Source organism: Microbispora bryophytorum (genome assembly GCF_043197435.1).
Taxonomy (GTDB): domain Bacteria; phylum Actinomycetota; class Actinomycetes; order Streptosporangiales; family Streptosporangiaceae; genus Microbispora; species Microbispora bryophytorum.
Genome location: NZ_JBICTF010000009.1, coordinates 171,469 through 194,792, shown reverse-complemented (window position 1 = coordinate 194,792; position 23,324 = coordinate 171,469). Strand labels below are relative to the sequence as shown.

At 67.9% G+C, this 23,324-nt stretch carries 22 protein-coding genes and 2 pseudogenes; 14 read left to right on the top strand and 10 right to left on the bottom strand.

Annotation, left to right across the window (positions count from 1 at the left end; all coding sequences use genetic code 11):
• Nucleotides 1-24: 24 nt before the first annotated feature.
• On the top strand, nucleotides 25-654 hold the full coding sequence (locus ACGFIB_RS28320; RefSeq protein WP_393376168.1) for a DUF4276 family protein: 630 nt from the start codon (nucleotides 25-27) through the stop codon (nucleotides 652-654).
• Nucleotides 655-766: 112 nt separating this feature from the next.
• Here the strand turns inward: ACGFIB_RS28320 and ACGFIB_RS28315 are convergent, their stop codons facing one another.
• Nucleotides 767-1,228, bottom strand: a complete 462-nt coding sequence (locus tag ACGFIB_RS28315; RefSeq protein WP_393376167.1) for an ATP-binding protein — start codon at nucleotides 1,226-1,228, stop codon at nucleotides 767-769.
• Nucleotides 1,229-1,359: 131 nt separating this feature from the next.
• Here ACGFIB_RS28315 and ACGFIB_RS28310 point away from each other — a divergent pair, with 131 nt between their 5' ends.
• The 4 genes from ACGFIB_RS28310 (at nucleotide 1,360) to ACGFIB_RS28295 (ending at nucleotide 7,381) form a co-directional block, all read left to right on the top strand.
• Nucleotides 1,360-2,139: a helix-turn-helix domain-containing protein gene (locus ACGFIB_RS28310; protein WP_393376166.1), complete on the top strand. Its 780-nt coding sequence runs from the start codon at nucleotides 1,360-1,362 to the stop codon at nucleotides 2,137-2,139.
• Complete coding sequence (locus ACGFIB_RS28305; RefSeq protein ID WP_393376165.1) at nucleotides 2,130-2,426, top strand: DUF397 domain-containing protein; 297 nt, start codon at nucleotides 2,130-2,132, stop codon at nucleotides 2,424-2,426. Before ACGFIB_RS28310 ends, ACGFIB_RS28305 begins: the two co-directional genes overlap by 10 nt.
• 153 nt (nucleotides 2,427-2,579) lie before the next feature.
• Complete coding sequence (locus ACGFIB_RS28300) at nucleotides 2,580-5,816, top strand: type I restriction endonuclease subunit R (RefSeq protein WP_393376164.1); 3,237 nt, start codon at nucleotides 2,580-2,582, stop codon at nucleotides 5,814-5,816.
• A gap of 44 nt (nucleotides 5,817-5,860) precedes the next feature.
• A complete protein-coding gene (locus ACGFIB_RS28295; protein WP_393376162.1) occupies nucleotides 5,861-7,381 on the top strand; it encodes a protein kinase domain-containing protein in 1,521 nt (506 codons plus the stop codon).
• A 9-nt stretch (nucleotides 7,382-7,390) separates the two neighbouring features.
• On the opposite strand, the gene ACGFIB_RS28290 is transcribed toward ACGFIB_RS28295, so the two are convergent.
• Nucleotides 7,391-7,570, bottom strand: a complete 180-nt coding sequence (locus ACGFIB_RS28290; protein ID WP_393376161.1) for an ATP-binding protein — start codon at nucleotides 7,568-7,570, stop codon at nucleotides 7,391-7,393.
• Nucleotides 7,571-7,725: 155 nt separating this feature from the next.
• On the opposite strand from ACGFIB_RS28290, the gene ACGFIB_RS28285 reads away from it, so the two are divergent.
• The 3 genes and pseudogenes from ACGFIB_RS28285 to ACGFIB_RS28275 all read left to right on the top strand — a co-directional run.
• Nucleotides 7,726-7,956: a helix-turn-helix domain-containing protein gene (locus ACGFIB_RS28285; RefSeq protein WP_393376160.1), complete on the top strand. Its 231-nt coding sequence runs from the start codon at nucleotides 7,726-7,728 to the stop codon at nucleotides 7,954-7,956.
• A gap of 9 nt (nucleotides 7,957-7,965) precedes the next feature.
• A pseudogene (locus ACGFIB_RS28280) lies at nucleotides 7,966-8,055 on the top strand (hypothetical protein); the annotation flags it as partial.
• A gap of 260 nt (nucleotides 8,056-8,315) precedes the next feature.
• Nucleotides 8,316-8,495: pseudogene (locus ACGFIB_RS28275) on the top strand (hypothetical protein); the annotation flags it as partial.
• A 386-nt stretch (nucleotides 8,496-8,881) separates the two neighbouring features.
• On the opposite strand, the gene ACGFIB_RS28270 reads toward ACGFIB_RS28275, so the two are convergent.
• The 6 genes from ACGFIB_RS28270 to ACGFIB_RS28245 all read right to left on the bottom strand — a co-directional run bounded on the left by ACGFIB_RS28270 (nucleotide 8,882) and on the right by ACGFIB_RS28245 (nucleotide 14,294).
• Nucleotides 8,882-9,349, bottom strand: coding sequence for an NUDIX domain-containing protein (locus ACGFIB_RS28270; protein WP_393376158.1), 468 nt, complete (start codon nucleotides 9,347-9,349; stop codon nucleotides 8,882-8,884).
• 1 nt (nucleotide 9,350) lies between these two features.
• A complete protein-coding gene (locus tag ACGFIB_RS28265) occupies nucleotides 9,351-10,184 on the bottom strand; it encodes a protein phosphatase 2C domain-containing protein (RefSeq protein WP_393376156.1) in 834 nt (277 codons plus the stop codon).
• A 4-nt stretch (nucleotides 10,185-10,188) separates the two neighbouring features.
• Nucleotides 10,189-11,178 (bottom strand): hypothetical protein, encoded by a 990-nt coding sequence (locus ACGFIB_RS28260; RefSeq protein ID WP_393376155.1) that lies wholly within the window; start codon nucleotides 11,176-11,178, stop codon nucleotides 10,189-10,191.
• A 3-nt stretch (nucleotides 11,179-11,181) separates the two neighbouring features.
• On the bottom strand, nucleotides 11,182-11,922 hold the full coding sequence (locus ACGFIB_RS28255) for a Fe(II)-2OG oxygenase family protein (RefSeq protein WP_393376153.1): 741 nt from the start codon (nucleotides 11,920-11,922) through the stop codon (nucleotides 11,182-11,184).
• Nucleotides 11,923-12,554: 632 nt separating this feature from the next.
• On the bottom strand, nucleotides 12,555-12,920 hold the full coding sequence (locus ACGFIB_RS28250) for a nuclear transport factor 2 family protein (RefSeq protein WP_393376151.1): 366 nt from the start codon (nucleotides 12,918-12,920) through the stop codon (nucleotides 12,555-12,557).
• A 21-nt stretch (nucleotides 12,921-12,941) separates the two neighbouring features.
• The gene (locus tag ACGFIB_RS28245) at nucleotides 12,942-14,294 is read right to left on the bottom strand and encodes an MFS transporter (protein WP_393376150.1); all 1,353 of its coding nucleotides are present in this window, start codon (nucleotides 14,292-14,294) and stop codon (nucleotides 12,942-12,944) included.
• Between the two features lie 92 nt (nucleotides 14,295-14,386).
• On the opposite strand from ACGFIB_RS28245, the gene ACGFIB_RS28240 reads away from it, so the two are divergent.
• Nucleotides 14,387-14,944 (top strand): TetR/AcrR family transcriptional regulator, encoded by a 558-nt coding sequence (locus ACGFIB_RS28240; protein ID WP_393376149.1) that lies wholly within the window; start codon nucleotides 14,387-14,389, stop codon nucleotides 14,942-14,944.
• A 109-nt stretch (nucleotides 14,945-15,053) separates the two neighbouring features.
• Here ACGFIB_RS28240 and ACGFIB_RS28235 read toward each other — a convergent pair whose 3' ends face one another.
• Together ACGFIB_RS28235 and ACGFIB_RS28230 are read right to left on the bottom strand one after the other, a co-directional pair.
• On the bottom strand, nucleotides 15,054-16,532 hold the full coding sequence (locus tag ACGFIB_RS28235) for a cellulose binding domain-containing protein (protein WP_393376147.1): 1,479 nt from the start codon (nucleotides 16,530-16,532) through the stop codon (nucleotides 15,054-15,056).
• Between the two features lie 12 nt (nucleotides 16,533-16,544).
• On the bottom strand, nucleotides 16,545-18,128 hold the full coding sequence (locus ACGFIB_RS28230) for a cellulose binding domain-containing protein (RefSeq protein WP_393376146.1): 1,584 nt from the start codon (nucleotides 18,126-18,128) through the stop codon (nucleotides 16,545-16,547).
• A gap of 413 nt (nucleotides 18,129-18,541) precedes the next feature.
• On the opposite strand from ACGFIB_RS28230, the gene ACGFIB_RS28225 reads away from it, so the two are divergent.
• The 5 genes from ACGFIB_RS28225 (at nucleotide 18,542) to ACGFIB_RS28205 (ending at nucleotide 23,260) form a co-directional block, all read left to right on the top strand.
• On the top strand, nucleotides 18,542-19,012 hold the full coding sequence (locus ACGFIB_RS28225; RefSeq protein ID WP_142571570.1) for a hypothetical protein: 471 nt from the start codon (nucleotides 18,542-18,544) through the stop codon (nucleotides 19,010-19,012).
• A gap of 388 nt (nucleotides 19,013-19,400) precedes the next feature.
• Nucleotides 19,401-20,360, top strand: coding sequence for a GNAT family N-acetyltransferase (locus tag ACGFIB_RS28220; RefSeq protein ID WP_393376145.1), 960 nt, complete (start codon nucleotides 19,401-19,403; stop codon nucleotides 20,358-20,360).
• A gap of 112 nt (nucleotides 20,361-20,472) precedes the next feature.
• Nucleotides 20,473-20,925 carry an NUDIX domain-containing protein gene (locus ACGFIB_RS28215; RefSeq protein ID WP_393376143.1) on the top strand — a complete coding sequence of 151 codons (453 nt, stop codon included), beginning with the start codon at nucleotides 20,473-20,475 and terminating at the stop codon, nucleotides 20,923-20,925.
• Between the two features lie 245 nt (nucleotides 20,926-21,170).
• Nucleotides 21,171-22,199 (top strand): hypothetical protein, encoded by a 1,029-nt coding sequence (locus ACGFIB_RS28210; RefSeq protein ID WP_393376142.1) that lies wholly within the window; start codon nucleotides 21,171-21,173, stop codon nucleotides 22,197-22,199.
• A 236-nt stretch (nucleotides 22,200-22,435) separates the two neighbouring features.
• Complete coding sequence (locus ACGFIB_RS28205; protein ID WP_393376140.1) at nucleotides 22,436-23,260, top strand: hypothetical protein; 825 nt, start codon at nucleotides 22,436-22,438, stop codon at nucleotides 23,258-23,260.
• The last annotated feature ends 64 nt before the right edge of the window (nucleotides 23,261-23,324 follow it).

Here is a 23,324-nt window from a genome sequence, read left to right as displayed (position 1 = left end):
CACCATGAACCAGCAGGCGGGCGCATGACCGACCCGATCACCGCATCCCCCCAGGTGACCGGCCCGATCACCATCGCCTCCGTCGTGGAGGGAGAGGGCGAAGTGTCCGCGCTCCCCGTGTTGCTGCGCAGGATCGCCGGCACACTGTCGCTCTGGAACGTCCGGATTCCTCCACCTCGCCGCGTCCCGCGAACCAAGCTCGTCGCCCCCGGAGGCGTCGAGGATGCTGTGCTGCAGGCCTCGTACCAGGTGACCGGTGCGGGCGGAATCCTGCTGCTCATCGACTCCGACGATGATTGTCCCGCCACGCTCGGACCCGCACTCCTCGATCGGGCTCGCCGCGCACGCGGTGACAAGGAGATCTCGGTGGTGCTCGCTCACCGCGAGTTCGAGGCGTGGTTTCTGGCCGCCGCGCCGTCGCTGGCCGGACACCGCGGCCTCGCCGACCCGTTGGAGCCGCCCCCGGATCCCGAGGCGATTCGCGGTGCGAAGGAATGGCTGAGCGCGAGGAAGATCGACGGCACGCCGTACAAGCCGACCGTGGACCAGGCTCCGCTGGCCGGTGCCTTCGACCTGGAGTTGGCGCGCAAGGCAGCGCCATCGTTCGACAAGTTCTGCCGAGACATCGAACGACTCTTGCGAGCTGGCTCATGAGCGGCCTGCGTGCGTGGCGGAGATCGCCGCGGCCGTAGACGTCTCCCCGCGGACCTTCAGAGGCGAGAGTCCCTCGTTCGTGACGACTTCGATCCGGCCTTCGTGTGGGTGGTCAGGGCCAGGCCACGAGTTGGAACCAGACGGACTTGCCGCACGGGGTGATGGTCCAACCCCAGTTGTGGGAGAAGGTCTGGACGATGGCGAGCCCTCGGCCGCAGGTGTCGAGGTGACCGGCCCGGCGCACGCGCGGGAGCACGATGCAGGAGTCGTAGACAGCCACCACGATCAACTCCTGCTCGCGGCTGACCGAGATGCGGATGGTGCTCGCGGCGGGAACGCCTTCGGCCCCGTGCGTGAGCGCGTTGGTGACGAGTTCGGAAGCCAGGAGTTCAGCTACTTCTGGGACGTCGTCTGCGGCGTCCCAGTCGGCCGCCACATCACGCACGAACCGGCGGGCGGATGCCAGACATTTTTCGTTGCGCGGGATCCACTTCTCGCCCAGGACGGGAACGAGTCGGTCCGGCTCGTACCGGCATTCGGCGGGTGCCGTACGGGCACTGAGTGCCTCTCCCATGGATGTCTCCCGGTCTCGGATTTTCTAGGTCCAGGTTGCCGAGTCGGGACTACTGTGAGTAAAGGATTCGTTACCAAGGTCGCGTTTTGAAGGGCGCGTTCGTGTCGTTGAACTCCGGCAAAGGAGGCGCCGTGGGGGATGTCTACTCACCACAGGCGATATGGGGCAGGGAACTCCGCCACTACCGGCAGGCGGCGGGTCTCACCCAGGCCCAGCTTGCTGAGAAGATCCACTTCAGCGAGTCCCTGATCAGCGGGGTCGAGACCGGCCAGCTCCCGGCCAGCCCGGAGTTCGCCGAGACCTGCGACCAGGCCCTCGGCACGGGTGGCGCTCTGCACCGCCTGCTCGACTGGCGCAAGGGGCAGGTCTTCCCCTCCTGGTTCGGCAAATGGCGTGACAAGGAGCAGATGGCCACGACGCTGCGGACCTATCAACCACTCGTGGTCCCTGGATTGCTCCAGACCGAGGCGTACGCCTACGCACTGTTGGGCGAGGACGACGCGGTCGCGACACGGATCCAGCGTCAAGCGATCCTGACCCGGGAGGATCCTCCGCCTCCAATCCTTCGATGCGTGATCGACGAGTCGGTTCTCCATCGGCTGGTGGGAAGCCCAGAGGTCATGCGCGACCAGCTCGAACATCTCGTGTCGATCGCCGGGCCGCAAACCAGCGTGCAGGTCGTGCCTCCAGGTCGCGTGCGTTCCGGGCTTCTGGCGGGTTTCGTGATCGCGACCCTAGAAGGGGGAAGCGAGGTAGCGTACCTGGAAACGGCTGTCCGGGGATTGACGACCGGCGACCACGACGAGGTCGCGGCGGCCGTCGCCCAGTTCGAGGCCATTCGTATCGAGGCGTTACCGCTGAGCATGTCGATAGACCTCATCAGGAGAACGGCGGAGGACCGATGGACCTGAGCAAGGCCCGCTGGCGCAAGTCGAGCTTCAGCGGCAACAACGGTGGGGACTGCGTCGAGGTCGCGGAGGTGACCGGCATGGTCGACGCTGACGAGACGGTCGGCCACGGCGACGGCCCTGATCGCCAAGTCGGGCATGTCGATGGCCCTGATCACAAGGCGGGCCACGCCAGGCTGATCGCCGTACGCGACTCGAAGGACCCTGATGGCCCCAAGCTGTTCTTCACCCCGGCCGAGTGGGACGCCTTCCTCGCCGGCGTGAAAGCCGACGAGTTCGACCATGGCTGAACACACACCCCGTAAGGATCGACGGCCGGAGTCGCCACTTCGACAGTCAGTTCTGTCGTAGGTTCTCCGTACGATGTCGGTTCTCGCAGGGATTCACGCTTGTTCGTGAGTGTTCCTTGCGGAGGGTAGTCGACTTCCTTTTGGGGTGGATGCATGAGCAGGGCGCACACCGAGAAGCCGTTCGAGGACGTGATCGAGAGCGCGCTGCTGAGGTCCGGCTGGGGGAAGGGCGCCTCCTCCCACTACAACCGGGAGCTTGGGCTCGACACCAGCGAGATGTTCCCATTCCTCGGCGCGACGCAGGCCGAGGAGTGGGAGGAGCTGTTGCGGCGCCGGGGCGCGCGCGAGCTGTACGATCCGGGCAGAGACCCGCAGCCGGTGGAGACCGAGACCGCGATGCGGGAGTTCACGAAGCTGGTCGCCCGGGAGATCGACAGCCGGGGAGCACTGGACGTGCTGCGGCATGGAGTGAAGGACCATGGAGTCAAGATCAGGCTGGCCTACTTCCGGCCTAGCCACACCTTGGCCGCCGAGGCCCTCAAGGAATATGACGCGAACCGGCTGACGGTCACCCGGCAGTTGCGCTACTCGGCCGACGACACGCACAAGGCCCCCGACCTGACGTTGTTCCTCAACGGCATCCCCGTCGCCACGGCGGAGCTAAAGAACCAGGGCAGCGGGAGTGACGTCACCCACGCCAAGGCGCAGTACCGGAAACGCGACCCTAAAGAAGTGCTTTTCGCCCGCCGCACCCTGGTGCACTTCGCGGTCGACCAGGACATGGTGTTCATCACCACCCGCCTCGCCTGGGAGAAGACGCGGTTCCTGCCGTTCAACACGGGAAGCCGCGGACCCGGGAAGTACGGCGGGGCGGGCAACCCGCCGCTTCCTGAAGGAGCCACCGGCTACCGGACGTCCTACCTGTGGGAGCAGGTATGGCAGCCCGATGCCTGGCTCGATCTGATCCATCGGTTCCTGCATGTCGAGGACGAGAGCCTGAAGAAGGGCAAGGCGCCGGTCGTCAAGCGGGGCGACGCACACCGCAAGCCGCTGATCTTCCCCCGCTACCACCAGTGGCATGCCGTACGGGCACTGACCGAGCACGCGGCCCGGCACGGGGCGGGTGACAACTACCTGGTGGAGCACTCGGCGGGGTCCGGCAAGTCGAACTCGATCGCCTGGCTGGCTCACCGGCTGTCCTCCTTGCACACTCCCGCGGACGCCGCGTTGATTGCTCCTGAGGCTCGGGACAGGGGAGTCGGGCCGAACCAGCCGGTCTTCGACAAGGTCATCGTGATGACCGACCGGCGGGTGCTGGACAAGCAACTCCAGGACACGATCCACCAGTTCGACCATGTGCTCGGCGTGGTGGAGCGGATCGATGAGGACTCCGAGCAGCTCGCCCGCGCTCTCATCGGGCAGACCGCGCGGATCGTCATCACCACGCTGCAGAAGTTCACCTTCGTCCAAGAGAAGGTGGCCGCGCTCAACGACCGGCGTTACGCGATCATCGTCGATGAAGCGCACTCGTCGCAGTCGGGGGAGTCGGCCGACGCGGTGAAGCGGCTGCTCGGCAGCGGCAATGGCGACGACGAGGCGGACGCGCTGACCGCCGCGGCGGCGAAGCGAGGTCGTCACCCCAACCTGTCGTACTTCGCCTTCACCGCGACGCCCAAGGACAAGACGCTCAACCTCTTCGGCATCCCGTCCGATGAGGTGGACGAGCACGGAGAGCGGGTCCGCAAGCCGTTCCACACCTACTCGATGCGGCAGGCCATCGAAGAGCGCTTCATCCTTGATGTGCTCGGCAACTACAGCACGTACGACACCTACTTCCGGCTGCGCAACGCCGCTCTCGAGGCCGAGGTCGAAGCCGACCCGAACGTGGACGCCCGTAAGGCCAAGGCGGCGCTGGTCCGCGCGGTCAAACTGAATCCCGCCGCGCTCGACCAGCAGGCGCAGATCATCGTCGACCATTTTCGCGAGCACATCATGCACCGGCTCGCCGGGCGGGCCAAGGCGATGGTCGTTACCGGCAGCCGCAAGCATGCCGTACGGCTCTATCAGGCGATCCGCGCCTACGTGGACAAGCGGGAGTTCACCGACTGCGGCGCCCTGGTCGCCTTCTCCGGGGTGCTCACCCTTGATGAGAACGACTACACCGAAGGGAAGCTCAACGGGTTCTCCGACCGGGAGACGCCGGCCAGGTTCGGCTACGTGAAGACCGACGACCCGCACGCCGCCACCCGTGACCAGGCCGAATATCGCATCCTCGTCGTGGCGGACAAATACCAGACCGGGTTCGACCAGCCGCTTCTGACCGCGATGTACGTGGACAAGAAGCTGGAGGGGGTGGCAGCGGTCCAGACCCTGTCCAGGCTGAACCGCACCCACCCGCTGAAGCGGCAGGAAGACGTCTTCGTTCTCGACTTCGCCAACGACGCGGAACGGGTCCAGAAGTCGTTCCAGCGTTACTACGAGGAGGCCAACGCCCAGCCCGCCGACCCCAACCTGCTCTATACCAAGGAACACGAGCTCAGGGGCTATCAGCTGCTGGACGACAGCGAAATCGAGGCGTTCGCCCTGGTGCAGTTGGAAGCGGAGAGTCCGCAGGCCACAAGGGCGCAGATCGAGAAGGCGCACGCTCAGCTCAACCGGCTCACCGAGCCTGCGAGAGATCGCTACCTCCACGTCGAGGAGACGGACCCGGAGGCGGCCGAAGAATTCCGCAAGGCGCTCGACCAGTTCGTCCGCGCCTACAGCTATCTCTCCCAGGTCGCCGGCTATCCCGATCGTGAGCTGGAGGCGCTCTACCGCTTCGCCCGATACCTCGCCAACCGCATCAGGCCGGACGCCGGGGCCGGTGTCGACATCGGCCCCGTAGACCTCACTCACCTGCGGATCGTCCGATCCGGCCAACAGGACGTGAGCCTCGAACCTCAGGGAGCGCAACTGCTGCCCGGCTTCTCCGCCGATGGGGGCGGGGGCGGGCGGGAGGATGAGGAAGTGCCGCTTTCCCAGGTCATCGCCGAGATCAACGACAGGCATGGCTGGAACCTCGACACCGGTGACCAGATCTGGTTCGGCCAGCAGGTCGTCGCGCTCGCCGAGAACGAGGCGATCCAACAGGCGGGTCTCGTCCTCGACGATCTCGACAAGTTCGGCCAGGTCTTCGACAAGCATCTGCGCAGGGTGGTCGGCGAGCGAGCCGAGGCCAACGACACCCTGGTGAAGCGGTTCTTCGGTGAGGATCCGGAGTTCAAGGAAGTGTTCACGCAGGTGGCGAGGAAGCAGGCCTACGACCTGATCCGCCGTCCGGCTCGCAGGGAAGCCGAACGAAGGCTCCGCCAGACGCGCGGAATGTCAGCTAGCACCCAGTCGGAGGGGTAAGTCCCGCTTGCCGTAGCTTGATCGCGGCTGTCACGCTGGCGGGTATGACCGATCTCACCAGGGCCCGCCTGATCGCTGATCGGTATCGGCTCCACCAGCCGATTGGTCAGGGCGGCATGGGCGAGGTGTGGGCGGCCTACGACCCCGTGCTTGACCGCCGCGTCGCGGTCAAGCTGATGAAGGAACCGCATGTCCTCTCCGGCGATCGGGAGACCGCACGCAAGAGGTTCCTGCGTGAGGTGAAGACAGCCGCGAGCCTGAGCTGCGTGGGGATTCCGGCTGTTCACGATGCCGGAGAGGACCGCGACAGCGGGCAGCTCTACGTCGTCATGGAATTGCTCACCGGGGCCGAGGTCCACGACCTCATCGGTGAACAGGACTACGGGGACGACCCGCCGTCGATCGCCTGGGCGGCGGCGATCGCGGCGCAGGTCGCGGCGACCCTCGCCGAGGTGCACCAGGTCTCCGTGGTTCACCGGGACATCAAGCCGCGCAACCTGTACGTCTCGAACGGCGGCGTGGTCAAGGTGCTGGACTTCGGCATCGCCGCCCTGCTCGACGGGGGAGACGGCGCCAGGCTGACCATGGTCGGGCAGACCATCGGCACACCGCCCTACATGTCCCCCGAGCAGTGCCTTTCCAGCGGCCTGGGTTCCGCAACCGATGTGTACGCACTGGGATGCGTGCTGCATGAGCTCCTCACCGGTGAGCTCGTCTTCGAGCCGGACGTCTCCATCAGGTACAACCACGTGCACACCCAGCCACCCGCGGTCACGACGCTCCGCGCGGACGTCCCTTCGCCCATCGAGACGCTCATCTTGCGGATGCTCGCGAAGAACTCCGACGAGCGCCCTGACGCCGAGTCCGTCTACGATGCGCTCCTACCGTACGTGAGAGCGGACGGGGCGCAAGCCGTACGCCCGGAGTTCGACCCCACGCGGCCCTTCACCAAGCCCATGGCGGCGGCGCCGCGCAGAAGGCCCGCATCGCCGCCCGTGTCTCACAAACCTCTGCCGGTCGAGGAGGCCGACGAGATCAGGGAGCGGGCCGCCCGGTTGGCGGAGGCCGAGCAGTTCGCCGAGGCCACCGACCTTCTGACGGAGGCAATCGCTAGAGCCGGGCACGATCGAGGGCTCGCGGCAGATCTACGGCTCGCCCTCGCGGGCGTGCTCTTCGCCGCCGGATCCTACCGGCGCGCGCTGGGCGAGTTCGAAGCCGCCGGAGCAGCGCTCACCGCTCTGTACGGGGACGGCGACATGGACGTGCTCGAATGTCGCTACTACGCCGCAAGCTGCAGATCTCTCCTGGGGGAGGACACCGCCGCGCTGGCGGCGTTCCAGGACCTGCTGCCGGCGTGGCTTCCGGTCGTGGACGAGCACGATCCGCGAACTGATGAGATCCACCTCCAGGTCGGTGTGCTCTTGGCCCGGACGCGGCGTTTCCCCGAGGCGCGAGCCGCATTCGAGGAGATCAGGGACGAGCGGGCCGAGCGTTTCGGGGATCGTTCACCCGAGGTGGTTGAGATCGACGGGTATATCGCTCGCCTCGATCAATACGACGAGTAGAAGGGCGGGTCAGGGCCAGGCGAGAAGCTGGAACCAGACGGACTTGCCGTACGGGGTGGGAGCCCAGCCCCAGTGGTGGGAGAACGCCTGGACGATCGCGAGGCCCCGGCCGTACGCGTCGAGTGAGTCGGCTGCGCGCAGCCGGGGGAGCGCGGGGCAGGGGTCGTGGACGACGACTGCCTCTGCCATCGCTGTTCTCCTGATGTCGGAAATCCACATTTAGGCTATCGAGACTCGGCTACTAAAGTATCGATTCCGTTACCAAGGCTGACATTTGAAGACTCTGTCCTTGTCGTCGCACCATGGTGGGAGGTCGCAGTGGATAGCTACTCCCCGCAGGCGATATGGGCAGGGAGCTGCGCCACTATCGGCAGGCGGTCGGGCTGACGCAGGCGCAACTGGCCCAGAAGGTGCACTTCAGCGAGTCCCTGATCAGCGGTATCGAGACCGGTCATCTTCGCGGTGGTGGCTCGCCTACTGCCGCTGACCATGTCCCTCGAACTGATCAGGAAGGCGATGGAGGACAAATGGACCTGAACGACGCCCGCTGGCGCAAGTCGAGCTTCTCTGGGTAGAACGGCGGCGACTGTGTCGAAGTGGCGGAGGTCGACGGAGGACCCGATCACAAGAGCGGCCGGTTGATCGCCCTACGCGACTCCAGGGCTCCGGCGTAGTTGCGGTTTGATGCTTTCTGTCCGGATCGTGGTGGGGTATGCCGGAGAAACATGCGAGCGGGCACAGTCTTCGCGATCATGAGGTTGTCGAAGCCTTGATCGTGAGAGAAGACCGTGCCCGCTCCCTCATCATCCCCGATCTTCACCGTCCTCGGCCAGTTGGCCGCGTTGCCGCCGGCCGGACGTGAGGCGCTCGCCAGCCGGATGCCACAGTTGATGCCTACCTGGCGTGGGTCCCCGATCCGCGTGACCCGAGGGGAGTGCGACACTCACTCGTATCACTGCTGGCCGGTGCGGTCGCGGCGACACTCACCGGGGCAACGTCATGGGCGGTGATCGGCGACTGGATCGCCGGTGTGCCCGACCACGTCCTTGCAGCGCTGACGATCCGCTACGACCCGTTCGCCCGCCGCTATGAGGTGCCCGAGGAGTCCACCTTCCGGCACGCGCTGGAAGCACTGGACGCCGTAGCCCTCTGCGCCGCGACCGGCGGTTGGTTGAACGACCTGGCCACGACCCGGGACACGGCCACACAGACGACCGGCCATACGCCACGCCGCCGCCCGCGCCGGGTACTGGCGGTCGACGGTAAGGCATTGCGCGGCACCCGACACCACACCGCCACCGGCCGTGCCGCCCATCTGCTCGCGGTGATCGACATCCGTACCCTGGCGGTCCTCGGTCAAGTCGAGGTCGACGGCAAGAGCAACGAGTTGACGGCATTCGCTCCGCTGCTGCAGCCGCTGGACCTGGCCGGCGCGCGATCGTGGACGGGCACGGCCGGAGGTCTGCGGTGGTTCAGCCCTGCCGGCCGTCTGTGCACCAGTCAGCGCGCGGACATGACCTTCTGCCATCTCCGGATCGTGTGCTTGTACGGATCGGGCATGTGCAGAGAAGGTACGTCGGCGTACGTGAAAAGACCGAGCTTCTTGTGCTCGTTGGAGTTCCGAATCTCCTCGTCCCCGGTGTAGGTCGCACCATAGCTCACGACGAACGTGTGACGTAGCGGACTTATCTCATAAACCCACGTGTCGATGATATCCTCGACGGTGACCGTGATGTTGAGTTCCTCAAGAACCTCGCGACAGACGCAGACTTCAGGGGTTTCTCCAATTTCCAGTTTTCCGCCGGGCAGCTCCCACTCGTCGCGCTCGTTCATTAGCAGTGGAACCGTTCCGCCCATGTCGATGACGAGCTTCACCGATATCGGTAGCTGGTATTCGAAGTATCCCGGGTTGCGCTCGACAAGATACTCGGGCATGCCGTTGTTGCGGAGGCGGTCAGGGCCATCCATTTCAGGTCTCTCTTTCGATGCTCACAATAATTGCCGCCAAGTCGTCGGCGTTCTTGAATTTCGGCGTCTGTGTAGCCGGGTCGGGATCTGACTCGTGTCGTCTGATCCGGGAGGTGATCTCTTCGAGTCCTTTCTCGCCGGCACAGCGGCGCAGCCCTCGCCAGTCCGGAAAAAGCGCGTAGTCCGCGATCGCCCGCGCGAAACCGTCGGTGCAGAGAAGAACGCTGTCCACGCGGTCGAGAGACAGGATCGCCGAATGTATTTTGAAAACCGCCTCGGGATGCCCTGAGAATACGGACTCCGGATGTACGCCTCTGATGTACTCAAGGCGCCGGGCGAACATCTCGCCGATGATCTCCTGCCTGCTCTGCCGCTCTGTCCGGGACCGCTCGACCGCACCCGCTTCGCGCCTGTCGAAGAACGCTGTGCTGACCTCGCAGACGACCTGCGATCCTCGGCAGGCAATCAACGTGGCGTCGCCGATCCGGCCGAGTTCCAGGCGGTCCGGCAGCAGGGCCGCGACACCGATCGAGCAGCAGGGGTGATTGCGCAGACCTGCCGGGGCAACTTCCGCCAGTCTGCGCCGGACCTCTTTTCCCAGGTCTTCCAAGACGAGGCGTACCCCTGTGAACTCGTTGGTGCGGCCGATTTCCCGCAGGCGTTGGTCGACGAAGTTCACCAGCCACTGGACGTCGGAGTCGCCGGGGAGAGTTCTCTCTTCGGTGAAGTCGGTCGCCCCGTCTACCACCCACGCCAGGTCCCCCGACGAGCCGACGCGATCCTCGGTCGGCCGCACACTCGCCCCAGGGCTCTCTGTGAGATCCACAATGTGCACGCCCTCACCGCCCGAGAATATAGGGGACCGTTATCAGCGCTGCTCCCGCGACGAAGGAGACGAGTACCCGCCACAGAGATCGCGCCGTCATCAGGGAGAACGCCGAGAAGACGATGACGACGGCTCCGGCCATCACCTGGATGAGGATGACGCCGTCCGCAGGTTTGCTTTGGCTTGCGATGTTCCCTCCCGCGGCGATCAGGGCCACCACCGCGGCGAGCAGTCCCATCAGCTGGAGCTGCTGGTTCTTGAACTCGGTCAGTTCGCGCTTGCCGCTTTCCTGCAGTTCGTCCCAGCGGGCCTGCTGCTCAAGCAGGTCTATGCGTATCCGGGTGGTCTGGTACTGCGTCAGCCGCCTGTGGTGGTCGCGGCCCTGGCGCGGCTCCAGCTCGATGGCACGATTCAGCGAGACGCGCGCGGAGTCAAAATCACGGCGAAGCGCAAGAACGCGCGCTTTCGTCTCATGATAATGCGCGATCTGCCCGTTGGTCGCTGTGATTGCCTTGTCCACGCATCGCTCGGCTTCCGCGATCTCGGCCGTCGTCGGCGGGGCCGCCCGCCGTTCGAGATACTCTGCCATGAAGACCGCCACCTGATGGACGACCCCCGCGACCTCGGGCATGTCGCTCGCGGCTTGACGAGAAAGTTCTACGGCTTTACGCAAGCTCGCCACATCTCCGCGATTGCGTTCTGCTATGGCGAGGAATGTGATGAAGTACGGTTCTTTGGAAAACTGCTTCGCGTAGCGGGCAACCGTCTGTTCGTAGTCGCTGTGCCGCTCCTCCCGCCGCATCCGCAGGAGCAGGCCGTACAGGGCGTAGAAGCGGATCGACGTGGTCAGCCCTGGCAGCTCCAGTATGGCCCGCAGGGTCTCTTCCGGATCGGCAATGCGCTCGATCACAGCCCGGATGGCCTGGGGGAAGTCCGGGGTCGTCTGCTCAGGCAACCCCTTCAGGTCCCGGATGATGTCGGCGTATCGCCGATGGGCGCGCACCTTTCAACCTCCGTGTTCGTCGCGTAAGCCGAAACCCCTGTTGATATGCGCGTATTCGGAGGACCGCGCAACTGTCGCAAGAATCCGCAGGGCTGTGCGTCGTCCGCTGAATGCGGCGCGGCCGTGCAGGAATCGCTGATTATGGATGAGGTAACCCTGTCCGGGTTCAAACAAGCGCACGCTGGGTGCCCATAACTCACCCGATATGGTCGTCAACAGAGGGCGGGCGCTCCTGGTGGCGGCGTGCGGCCTCGCCACCTGGTCGTTTCTGTAGCGGATGCGGCAGCGGTGCCCGTCCTTCGCGAGCTCGATGACTGGGAGCCAGGGTCGTCCACGGGAGCGGAGGACGACGTATGCACTCTCACCTAACTGGCTTCTCTCGCCGGCCGCGCGGACGAGATCCTTTCCGTCGAGCAGTAGCGATTCGCCACCGGTGGATGATGTCCGCAGGTAAAGGCAGCCGAGTATCGTCGGCGGAGCGAGCGACTGTGCCCGGTCGGTGTGGAGAGAAAGGAAACCGCAGGTAAAGCCGTTGCGGTTGTCGCCTTCGGGTCTCCCGGGTTCAATGACCGTTACGCCGGGACTGCTTTCGTGTGGATGTGAATACGGCACCGTCCAGTCGTCGAGAAACGACGTAACCTCCTTCAACGTGGCGTCGGCCACCAGGACGACACCGTTCACGGCCAGGTCTCTTCTCGCCTCTGAGGGGCTCAGCCGGAGCCCCGTCGGGGTCAGGAGTCTCATGCTGCGGCCCCTGTCATATCGGCATCGGGGAGTGGGCAGTGTTGTCACGGCAAGTACAGCGCACAATCATCGCCCCAACCAGTCCCGGCACAGAAATCGGGGGGAAATCGCCCTCGGCAAACACCTATATGTCCCGCCCTTTTAGGGCCGGATAGTGCCCTGTCGCAGTGCAACGAGTGGCTTCTTCCGCCTAACGGGCTCCTGCCGAGGTGTGGCGATGATTCACCAGTTCTCGCAGCTTGCGAAACGTAGTGCTTCCCGCTCTCCCCGTCCCGAGGCAGCAGATGGCACAGATGCATCAGGAGGAGGTCTCCGAGGACGTGATCGAGCGCGCGCTGCTCGGCTCGGGGCAGTCGTGGCGCAGGCCATCGGCGACGGTGGGGCGCTGGGAGCGCTATGGCACTCGTCGAGGACTGCGGGGGAGGGGGCACGTTCCGGCTCGTCTGTTTCCAGTCGGCGCACTGGAGCCGTACAGCAAGAACATCCTCAGCGTGGTACGTCAGTTCACTGTTCTTCACTTTCTGTAGAGAACGTTTCTCCTCGGCGTACAGGCCCATGAATCGAAGCCGAGCCGCTGACAGGCCCTCGCGCCGCCCGCTGGGGTGGTCCGTACGCGAGGGCCGGGCGCGGGGTCAGCTCTCGATGAACTGGTGATCGGTCCTGATCCGGCCGTCCTCGCCGAGCGTGAGGAAGTCGAACCCGACCGAGTCCACCTCGCCGGAGGCGGTCCGCACCATCTCCCAGTTGAAGCGGACCGCGTCGTGGTGGCCGTTCGCGTTCTCCACGGCCCGGAAGACGTACGTGCCCGGCTCGACCCACTTGTCGTACGACGTGGCGATGCGCACCTCCAGTTGCGCGTGGCCGTGGGCCTCCACGGACGGGGTGTAGTGGGCGGCGTCGGGGGCGAACAGCTGGGCGATCATCTCGCGGCGTACGGCGGCGTCGGGCTCGTTCCACACGGCGACGTAGTGGCGGGCCAGGTCGTTGAGGTCGTTCATGATTCTCCTTCGGAACAACGGTCAGGCCGCGGCTCTGGCGCGGGGGAGCCACTGGACGAGAGCGGCGATGGCCAGGGTGATGACGATGAGGTAGACGAGCCCGTGCTGGAACGCCACGGTGACGCCGCCGGACAGGGCGCCGTAGAAGACGATGCCGATGATGCCGACGCCCAGCGCGCCGCCGACCTGCTGGGCGGTGGTGAGGGCGCCCGCGGCGCCGCCGGCGTGGTGTGGGGCGACCCTCGACAGGACGGTGCCCATGATGGGCGACAGCACCAGCCCCATGCCGGCGCCGTCGACGGCCAGCACGGGCACCAGCCAGCCGATCGGCGCGTTCTGTGTGACCGCGACCAGCAGGACGGCCAGGCTGACGGCCCTGGTCAGGCCGCCGAACGCGATGATCTGGCGGCCGAAGCGCGCGGCCAGGCGCGGCGCCGCCAGCGACGCCGCGAGGTAGCCCGCACCGATCGGCGTGAAGACCAGGCCGGCGTGCAGGGCGTCCAGGCCCCGGCCCTCCTGGGAGTACATGGCGAAGATCAAGAAGTACGCCGCCATGCCCATGGAGAACGCGAGGTTGGTGAGCAGCCCCGCAGTGACGGCGCGCTCGCGGAACAGGGTGAGGTCGATCAGCGGTGAATCGTGCCGCCGCCGGGCGTAGGCCAGCAGCAGTGCGACGGCAAGGGCGAAAGACACCCAGGTCCACACCGGCCATCCCTGCTCACGGCCCTCGATCAGCGGCAGCAGCGTGGCCGCCAGCGCGAGCGTGACCAGGGCGGCCCCGCCGAGGTCGAGCCGTACGGCGCCGGCCGCGCGGCTCTCCGGGATCACCCGCCAGGTCGCGGCGAGAGCGGCGGCGCCGATCGGCAGGTTGATCAGGAAGCAGGCGCGCCAGCCGAGCCCGAACAGGTCGGCCTGGATGAGCAGGCCCCCGACGAGCTGGCCGAACACCGCCGCCAGCCCCATGGTCAGCGCGTACGCGCTGACGGCTCTGGCCTGGGCGGCGCCGCTGTAGGCGGTGCGGATGACGGCGAGCACCTGCGGGGCGAGGACGGCGGCCGCGGCCCCCTGGACGACGCGGGCGGCCACCAGCGAACCCGCGTCGGGGGCCAGTCCGCAGGCGACCGACGCGAGCGTGAACAGGGCGAGGCCGAGGGCGAACATCCGGCGCCGGCCGAACACGTCGCCGAGGCGTCCGCCCAGGATCAGCCCCGAGCCGTACGCCAGGGCGTATCCGGCGACCACCCATTCGATCGCGGCCGGCCCGGCGTGCAGGTCCCGCTGCATGGTGGGGATGGCCACATTGACGATGAAGAAATCGAGGATGGCGACGAAAACGCCGGTCAGCACGGTGGGGAGAGTCCCCGCGCGGGCCATTGGCACTCCTGAGGTAGATAGAACGATCGGTATATGCCGCCTAATTAGATAGACCGATTGATCTACTGTCAAGCGCGTGCCAGAATCGTCCCGTGACGACGAGACCCGGCCCCCGCGAGCGGCTGCTCGACGCCGCCAGGGAGCTCACCTACAGCCAGGGCGTTCAGGTGGGCGTCGATGCGATCCTCAAGCAGGCCGATGTCGCCAGACGGTCGCTCTACCAGCACTTCGGCGGCAAGGACGGCCTCGTGGCCGAGGTGCTGCGCAGCGACGACAACCTGGACCGCTACCGCCGTGTCATGGATGAGGCCGGGGACGACCCGCGCGAGCGGGTGCTGGCCGTGTTCGACGAGCTCGACGCCATCGCCTCGCAGCCGTCGTTCCGCGGGTGCCGTTACACCGCGGCCGAGCTCACGCTCACCGACCCCGGGCATCCGGCGCACGCGGAGGTGCGGGCCTTCAAGGAGGGACTGCACCGGCTGATGGCGGCGGAACTGACCCGCCACGGGCACCCCGCCGCCGACGCGGGCGCCGACCAGCTTCTCGTGCTCATCGACGGTGTGCTCGCCCACGCCGTCACCCGGCCCGGCGCCCGTCCCGCCCTGGCCGCGCGGGCGCTCGCGGAGGCCGTCCTCGCGGCACGGGCCTGACGGCGCGACCTGACCGCCCGCTGCGCCGGATCCAGGGCAGGCGCCGCTCCGGCCTGGATCGCTCCGGCCCGGCGCCGCTCTGGCCCGGCGCGGGCCGGGCCGGTCACGGTCAGCGGACGGCGCAGGGCATGCCGTTGAGGGCGAAGGCGGTCGGCTCGCCGTTCGCGCCGGACTGACTGGCGATGAAGCCGAACGCCGCCGTGCCGCCGGCCGGGATAGCGGCGTTCCAGCCGGCGTCGGTCACGGTCACGGCGCTGCCGCTTTGACTGTAGGCGCCGTTCCACGCCTGGCTGATCTGCTGCCCGTTGGGGAAGGACCAGGTCAGCCTCCAGCCGCCGACCGCCGCGCTGCCGGTGTTCGCGATCGTCACGTCGCCCTGGAAGCCGCCCTGCCACTGGTTGGTGATGGTGTAGGTCACCGTGCAACTTCCCGCGGCGGTCGGTGTCGGCGTGGGACTGGGCGACGGGCTGGGTGTCGGGCTGGGGGACGGGCTCGGCGTGGGACTGGGGGACGGGCTCGGCGTCGGGCTGGGTGACGGTGAGGGGGACCCGCCGAGCTTGGCGGAGATGATCGGGGTCAGACGGTCGGCGATCGCTTGATGACCGGCGTCGTTGGGATGCACGGAGTCGCTGAGCTGTGCGCTGGTCAGCCATCCCTCGGTGTTGACGTAGTACACGTCGGCGTCGCCGCCGTCGTTGAGGGTCTTCACCGCGGCCTGGGTCTGGGCGGCGAACCGTTTGCTGAAGGTTTCGAGCGCGAAGACGGCCGCCTTGGGATATTTCGCTCGCACCTGCCGGAGGAGGTTGGTGTAGGAGGTCTGGAATTCCGGTGTGTGAACCCCATGGCCGGAGTCGTTGGTGCCCAGGTTGATCACCACGGCGTCGGCGGTGTAGCGGGAGAAGTCCCAGTCGGGGGTGGACGTGTTGGGGTCGAGCTTGACGAACTGCCTCTCCAAACCGACACAGCCGTCGGCGGTGGCGACCAGACAGGCGCCTCCCTGGGCGATCTGGGTGTGCCGCGCGCCCAACCGCTCTCCGATGAGCCAGCCGTACGCGGTGAGCGCGTTCTTCGAAGTCGTCGTGCCCACGGTGATCGAGTCGCCGACGAACTCGATGAGCGCGCGCGGAACCGGCGGGGCGACCGTACCGGCGCCGGAGTCGAGGACGAGCCCCCGGAAGACGGCGTCACCGTGATAGGACCCTGCCACGACTCGGTAGGACACGCGCAGGGTGTGGGTGCCGGCCCTCAGCGGGGTCGGGGTCAGATTCACCGTGCCGCTGACGTTCGTGTAGTAGGTGTACGGACCTCCGTCGATGCTGGCGTACAGGTCGATGGTGTTGCGCTGTTTGAGCTTGACGGTGGTGCCGGTGAAGCCGGTGGTGAGGTAGGCGCCGGCCCAGTGCGGCGTGTACGCGGTGGGGTCGGCCGTGTCCCACCGCCCGGTGAAGGAGATGTTGGGATCGGTAGGCGAGCCGTCGCCGGTGGCGGCATGCGCACGGGGAGGCAGCGTGATCGAGACAGCGGCGAGGGCCGCGGCCAGCGTGGCGACGAGCGAGGAGCGAAGCGCCCGTCGCGTGGGATAGGGCACGGACGGCCTCCGTTAGGGGACGGAAACACCGATCTTGGGGGCGATGACGGGGGCGAGACGGTTGGCGATCTTGATGTGGCCGGCGTCGCTGGGGTGCCCGTCGCCGTCGGCGTAGTCGACGCCCGGAGTCAGCCAGCCCTCGGTGTTGATGTAGTAGACGTTGGCGTCGCCGGAGGCGTTGCGAGCCGCCACCGCCGCCTTGGTCTCGGCGACGTAGCGCTGCTTGAACGTCTCCATCGCGAACAGGGCCGCTCTCGGGTGCTTCGCCCGGACGGCACTCAGAAAGGAGGTGTAGGCCGCTTGGAAGGCGGAGCCGGTGACGTGATGGCCGATGTCGTTGGTGCCGAGGTTGATCACGACGGCGTCGGCGGTGTAGCGGGAGAAGTCCCAGTCCGTGGCGCCCGTGCTCCCGAGCTTGAAATACTGCGTGCTCTGCCCGACACACCCCTCCTGTGCCACGAGGCAGTAGCCGGCGCGGGCGATCTGGGTGTGCCGGACGTGCAGCTTTTCGCCCAGGACCCAGCCGTACGCGGACAGCGCGAGCTTCGAATCGAGGTAGCCGGCGGTGATGGAGTCGCCGACGAACTCGATGAGCTTGGTGGGCGGGTGTGGGTCCACGGTGGTCGCTCCCGGATCGAGCACCAGCCCTTGGAAGACCGTGTCCCCTGAGCGGTAGGACACGCGCAGCGTGTGCGTGCCGGAGGGCAGCGGGGTCGGGGTCAGGTTCACGGTGCCCCTGACGCCGGCGTAGAACACGTCGTCGCCCCCGTCGATGCTGACGTACATGTTGACCGCGTCCCGCTGTTTGATCTTCACCGTGGTCCCGGTGAACGCGGTCTCGAAGTAGGCGCCCGTCCAGTTCGGCACGTACCCGGTGCTCGATCCGGTGTCCCACCGCCCGGCGTAGGCGATGCGGGGGTCGGCCGGGCTTCCGTCGCCGCCACGCGGGCTCGGTGTGGGGCTCGGTGTGGGGCTCGGTGTGGGCGTGGGGCTGGGCGTGGGGCTGGGCGTGGGGCTCGGTGTCCGGCTCGCGGAGGGGCTGGCGGAGGGGCTCGGCGTGGGGCTCGGTGTGGGGGTGGGGCTCGGTGTGGAGGTCGCCGACCCCGCGCAGGGGGTGCCGTTGAGCGTGAAGGAGAGGGGCAGGGGGTTGGCGGAGTTGTTCCAGGAGCCGTTGAAGCCGAACGCGGTGGAGCCGCCGGTGGCGAGGGCCGCGTTGTATCCGGCGTCGGCCGCGGTGACCTGGGCCCCGTTCTGCGTGAGGGTGACGTTCCACGCCTGCGTGACCGTCTGACCCGCGGTGAAGGACCACGCGAGCTTCCAGCCGGAGACGGGGTCGCCGAGGTTCGTCACCGTGACGGCGCCGGTGAACCCGCCGGGCCACTGCGACGTGACGGTGTAGTCGACCCGGCAACCGGTGGCGGCCGCCCCGGCCACCGCCTGGTGGGACATGGTGCCGATCACTGCGGTGAGGGCGGCCACGGAGCACGCGAGGACCGTGCGCATGCGGGCCCGCACACGCGAGCCGTGCGTCCGGATTCCGCTCCGGACCTGCGTGTGCGGTGTCGCCTGGCGACGGCTGCTTCCTCTGCCGAGCATTCGACCTCCGTCATGTGCGCGTTGACAGGAGCAGCCGCGAAGATCACCACGAGTTCGGCCTCACACGCGGGAGCGGCGTGATCCCATTGGTCGTGTGCTGCGGGAGGAGCCGCCGGAGGAAGCGTCAGCCGTCGGCCCGGGCAGGGTCAAGCCTTCGGTGGAAGGGCCTCGTCGTTCGGCTCTTCAGGGGCCGATGAGGGCGTTTCGTGCTGAATGTTTCACCCGCCGGACTCGATTTGGGCGGCCTATCAGGTGATGCACCGGTCAGGCCTCTCCTGCGCCCTGCCGGCGCGCTGAACGCGATTCGTCTTGCCCGGATTTGACTGTTTCGGTCATCTCCTGGTTGATGATCCGCAAGGATGATCGCCAGGACGCCGCCCGGACGGAGGGCGGCGGTTGGGAAAGGACAACGTATGCGCAGGTCCGCGAGTACGGTCGTCGTTGCAGCGGCGCTGGCCGTCGGAGGGCTCGTCGCCAACCCGGCATACGCGATCTCCGCCGGCTACACCCCCGAGGGGGTGTGCGGCTCCGGCTTCGGCCGGGTCACCCACGACGGCAGCCGGGCGGTGAAGACCCCCTCGGGGCAGGTCTTCGGGCGCGTCTACCTGCTCTACAACCGCAAGACCGGGCAGAACTGCGTCGTCACCATCAAGTCGGCGTACGTCGGCACGCCCACACGGACGTCCGCCCAGCTCATGGTGCGGCAGTCCAACGGGAGGACGGCCGAGAAGATCGACCACCTGAAGAAGTACAAGTACTACGCCGGTCCGGTGAAGATGAACGCCAAGGGCAAGTGCGTGAAGTACTACGGCACGGTCGCCGACACGCGCGTCGACGGGGAGATCGCGAGCGGTGGCCGCCTGACGTGGGGCAACTGCAGCTGATCCCGGACGTTCCCGCCACGGCCCGGCGGGGCCGGACACCGGGGTCGCCCGGCCGGCGCCGGGCGGGGACCACGCCGCGACGCCGTACGGGCGGACGAGCGGCGCACCGGGAGCGTGCGGGTCGCCTACCGTCGTCGTGACGGTGGCGACCCGGTCGCCGCAGCTGGAGCCGAAGGGCCACTGGCCTGCGGTCTCGCCGGTGGAAAATGATTGGCGCACCAGGTGGCGCGTCCGATAGAACAGGCGCGGATCTTCGACGACGATTCTTCGACGACGAGAGGAGGGACGAGCCGATGTGTGCCAAGAACGTCGTGCCGGTTCCTTCCCGGGGTGCGGCCGGACGCTGACCCCTGGGCGCGAGCGGGCACGCCTCATCTGAGGAAGTGCAGTGAACCCCGAAGACTTGATCATGCGCCCCATCGCGGGACGCGAGGAACTCGGCCTTTTCCGCCGCCTGCCCTACGTGCTGAACGACGAGCTGGACGACGACCTCGCCTCCGGCCGCCGGCGGCCCGAGTGGATGTGGATGGCGCTGTGCGGCGACCGCCTCGTCGCCAGGCTGTCGTGGTGGGCCCCGCGCGCGGGCGAGGCCCCGGCGCTGTTGGACATCCTCGACCTCGACGACGCCACGCCAGGACCGGCGAGCATCGACGCCGGGGTCCGGTTGTACGAAACCGCGAGCGCCGCCGTGCTGCCGGCCGGAGCATGCCCGCCGGAATACAACGCGTTCGTGCCTTCGCGATGGCGCGACGATGCGACGGCGAGGCCCGCCGTCGAGAACCGCATGGCCGTGCTGGAGCGGGCCGGCGCCCGGCCGCTCGTCGAACGGCTGCGGCTGGAGTGGCGTCCCGGCACTCCCGTCGCGGCGCCGAACGGGCGGCTGACCTTCCGTCCCGTGGCCGGCAGGGAGGAACTGGTCGCCCTGATGACCCGCGTCCTCGACGGCACGCTCGACGCCCACAGCCGCGCGGACCTCGCCCGCATGCCCGCCGAGCGGGCCGCCGCCCAGCACTACGACGACGAGCTCGCCCACTACCGGAGCCCACGGGAATGGTGGCGAATCGGCACGTCGCCCGAGGGCGAACCGGTGGGATTCGTCATCCCGGCGCGCAACGAATACAACGCGATGATCGCCTACATCGGGGTCGTGCCCGCCCATCGCGGCAAGGGCCATGTCGACGACCTGCTGGCCGAGGGGACGCGCGTCCTCGCCGGGCAGGGCGTCCCGCGAATCCGCGCCGCCACGGACGTCGGCAACGTCCCGATGGCCCGGGCGTTCCTCCGCGCTGGATACGAGATCATCGGGCAGCGGATCGACATGACCTGGAGTGACGGCGGGTCGCGGTAGGGCGGTCGCCCCGCGCTAAGTGGCACGGGGTCGGGCGCCCGGCCTGTGATGATGTCCTTTTCGCCGCTGGAGTGACCGTGGACGAAGGGGCTCGTGGACGAAGGGACTCATCGTGAACGATCTGGTCGCCCGGCTGTGGCGGAGCATCGGCGGCTCGGTGCAGTGGCGACTGCTGTGGCTTTCGCAGGCGAAGTTCATGGTCGGCGTCACAGGGATCGTCCGGGACGGAGACGGGCGGGTGCTGCTGCTCCGGCATCGGTTGTGGCCGGAAGGCAGGCAATGGGGGCTGCCCACCGGCGGCGCCATGAAGGGGGAGACGTTCCAGGAGACGGTCGTCCGGGAGGTGCGCGAAGAGACCGGCTTGAAGGTGCGTGTCGGTGAGCTCGTCCAGCTCAAGAGCGGCTACCGGCTGCGGGTAGAGGTGGCGTACGAGGCCGAGTTCGCGGGCGGAACGATGAAGATCGACCCCAAGGAGATCCTGGAGGCGCGGTGGTTCGCGCTGGACGACCTGCCGGAAGGGACGCTGGAGTCCCATCGGCTCCTGATCTTCGGTAAGGCCGGTTAGGCGATCGCCCGGCAGGCCCATTGACGAGCCACCTGTGGAATAGGGCGATGTGGCGCGGGGATTCGCCCGTTCTGTTCGCCGGCTGTCCACAGAGCGCCGTTCGGGTGGGGCGGCCGGCGACGAATTCGCGCAGGCTGTGGCCCTGCGGCAGTGCGAGGAGCGGTGGGCGTGGGGCCGGCTGCTCCTGCGGCGCTTCCGCGGCCGCTTCGGCGGTTGTAGGTGCAGCACGTCGCGGAGGAGGAGCCATGCTAATCACCTATCCCGTGCCCGCGCAGACCTCGTCGGTCTTCGTCGTCGCCACGGACCGCACGCCGACCGATCTCTCGTCGGTCGTCCCCTGGCGGATGGGGCCGTCCCACCGGCGTGCCGCCAGGGACGCGCTCGGCACGCCCCGGCTGACGCTGGAGGCGTTCCGGTCGGCGCGGTCCCCGTGGCGGCGGATGGACCTGAACGCGGAGGACCTCAGACAGGTGAGACGGGCCCGTCATCACGTGGTGGTGACGAGCACCGCTCCCGTCGAGGAACAACCCGAGGCCGCCCAGGTCGCCCGCGCGGCCGCGCGCGGGATCGCGGAGGCCTACCACGGCGGGTTGTACGACCCGCTCACGGGAGCGGCCGTCTACCACTGCGCCGAGTGCCCGGGGGAGCGGCGTGACTTCCGCCTCGGCGACGACTGGCTGGGCTGGAAGGTGTCGTGCGCCGACGAGGATCACACCTGCGGCCTCGGCGCCGCCGCACCCCCGGGAGCCGATGTCGACGAGGGCTGTTCGTGCCTCGTGACGACCTCGCGCGGCCTACGGCGTTTCGGTCTGCCGGAGATCACACTGACCGGCCTCGCCTGTGCCCACAGCCTGTGCGCGGTCACCGTCCTGCGCACCGTGGCCGAGTCGCTGCTCGCCGGCCATTTCGCCTGGCTGTCCACCGGCTCCCATTGGCAGACCGAGACGCATCCGCCCCGCCGCGGCGTCGCCCGCCGCCTCCGGGTGGCGGGGCTGGACCATATGGCGGGGCAGGACTATGTAACGGAACTGGACTATGTGGCGGAGCTGGACTGTGCCGTGCTGTCCGGCGGAGCGGATCGGGAAAGCGGGCCCTTCCCCGTTCCCGCAGGCGAGGACGGGTCCCCGCCCGGCCTGCCGGACGAGGAGAGCGGGCTCCTGCGCGCACGCCTCACGCCGGCCGCCGCCGCCCGGTCCTGTCTCAGGCTCCGCCTGCCGGGCGGTCACGACGGAAGCCCCCACCCCCGTCATTCCCCGGGCCTGTTGGTCGCCTGAGCCGGCTTCTGCGGGCCGACCGGCAGAACCACCGGCACGATCATGCCGGTTCCCTGACCAGGTGATCAGGCGGCGGGGCGGGAACGTTCGGGTGTCTGCCGGACGTCTGTTGAAGTGTGACCCTTTTCGCTGCTATCGATGACGAGATCCGGGACGCACGGGACCGCGCCAGACGCCGGGACCAGCTCACCCGGCAGCGTGCCACTCTCCTGACTCAGATCGAGGAGGTCCGAGGCATGCTCGCGGACCTGGAGCGGCAGCTTGCCAAGGAGGACCGCGACGTCGCCAAGCTGGAACAGGGCGGCTTCGCCGCCCTCCTGGCGGGTCTGACCGGGAGCAAGGAGGAGCGCCTGGCGCGGGAGCGGGCCGAGGCGGTGGCGGCCCGCCAGCGGGTCACCGGGCAGCGCACCCGCCTGGAGTGGCTCACCGGCGACCTGCGTACGACCGACCAGGCCCTCGCGGAGCTCGGCAACCCGCATCACGAGCTGGAGGCACTGCTCGTCCGCAAGGAACGGATGCTGGTCGAGTCGGGCGATCCGCGCGGGCGGGAGCTGGCCGACATCGCCGCCCGGCTGGCGAGTGTGAGCGCCGACCTGCGTGAGCACCAGGAGGCGCAGCAGGCCGGGGCGGCCGCGGGCCAGGCGGTCGGCTATGTCATGCGGCATCTGGGCGGCGCTCGCGGCGCCTCGACCTGGGACATGTTCAGCAGCGGCGGCGGTTTCGCCGACATGGTCGAGCACGGGCATCTGCGCCAGGCCGACGAGGCGGCCTGGCACGCGCAGGGTGCGCTCGACCGGTTCTCCCGTGAGCTGGCCGACATCGGCGTCCGCGCCGCACCCCAGTTGCCGAAGGTGGACACCCGCTGGTTCGCCGACGTCTTCTTCGACAACATCATCACCGACGCCATCAAGCACCAGCGGATCGCCCGTACGGCGGAGGCGGTGCGCGAGGTGGCCGAGTGGGTCGCGGCGATGGTCAACCAGGTGTCCGCCCGCTGCGGTGAGCTGACCCGCCAGCAGGACTCCCTCGCCCGGCGGCGCCAGGAGGTCCTGAGCTCCTGACCGACCCCGTCCGGGCAGACCGGTCGGGAAGTCGCCGGCACCGTGGGCCGGCTCTGCGTGGTCC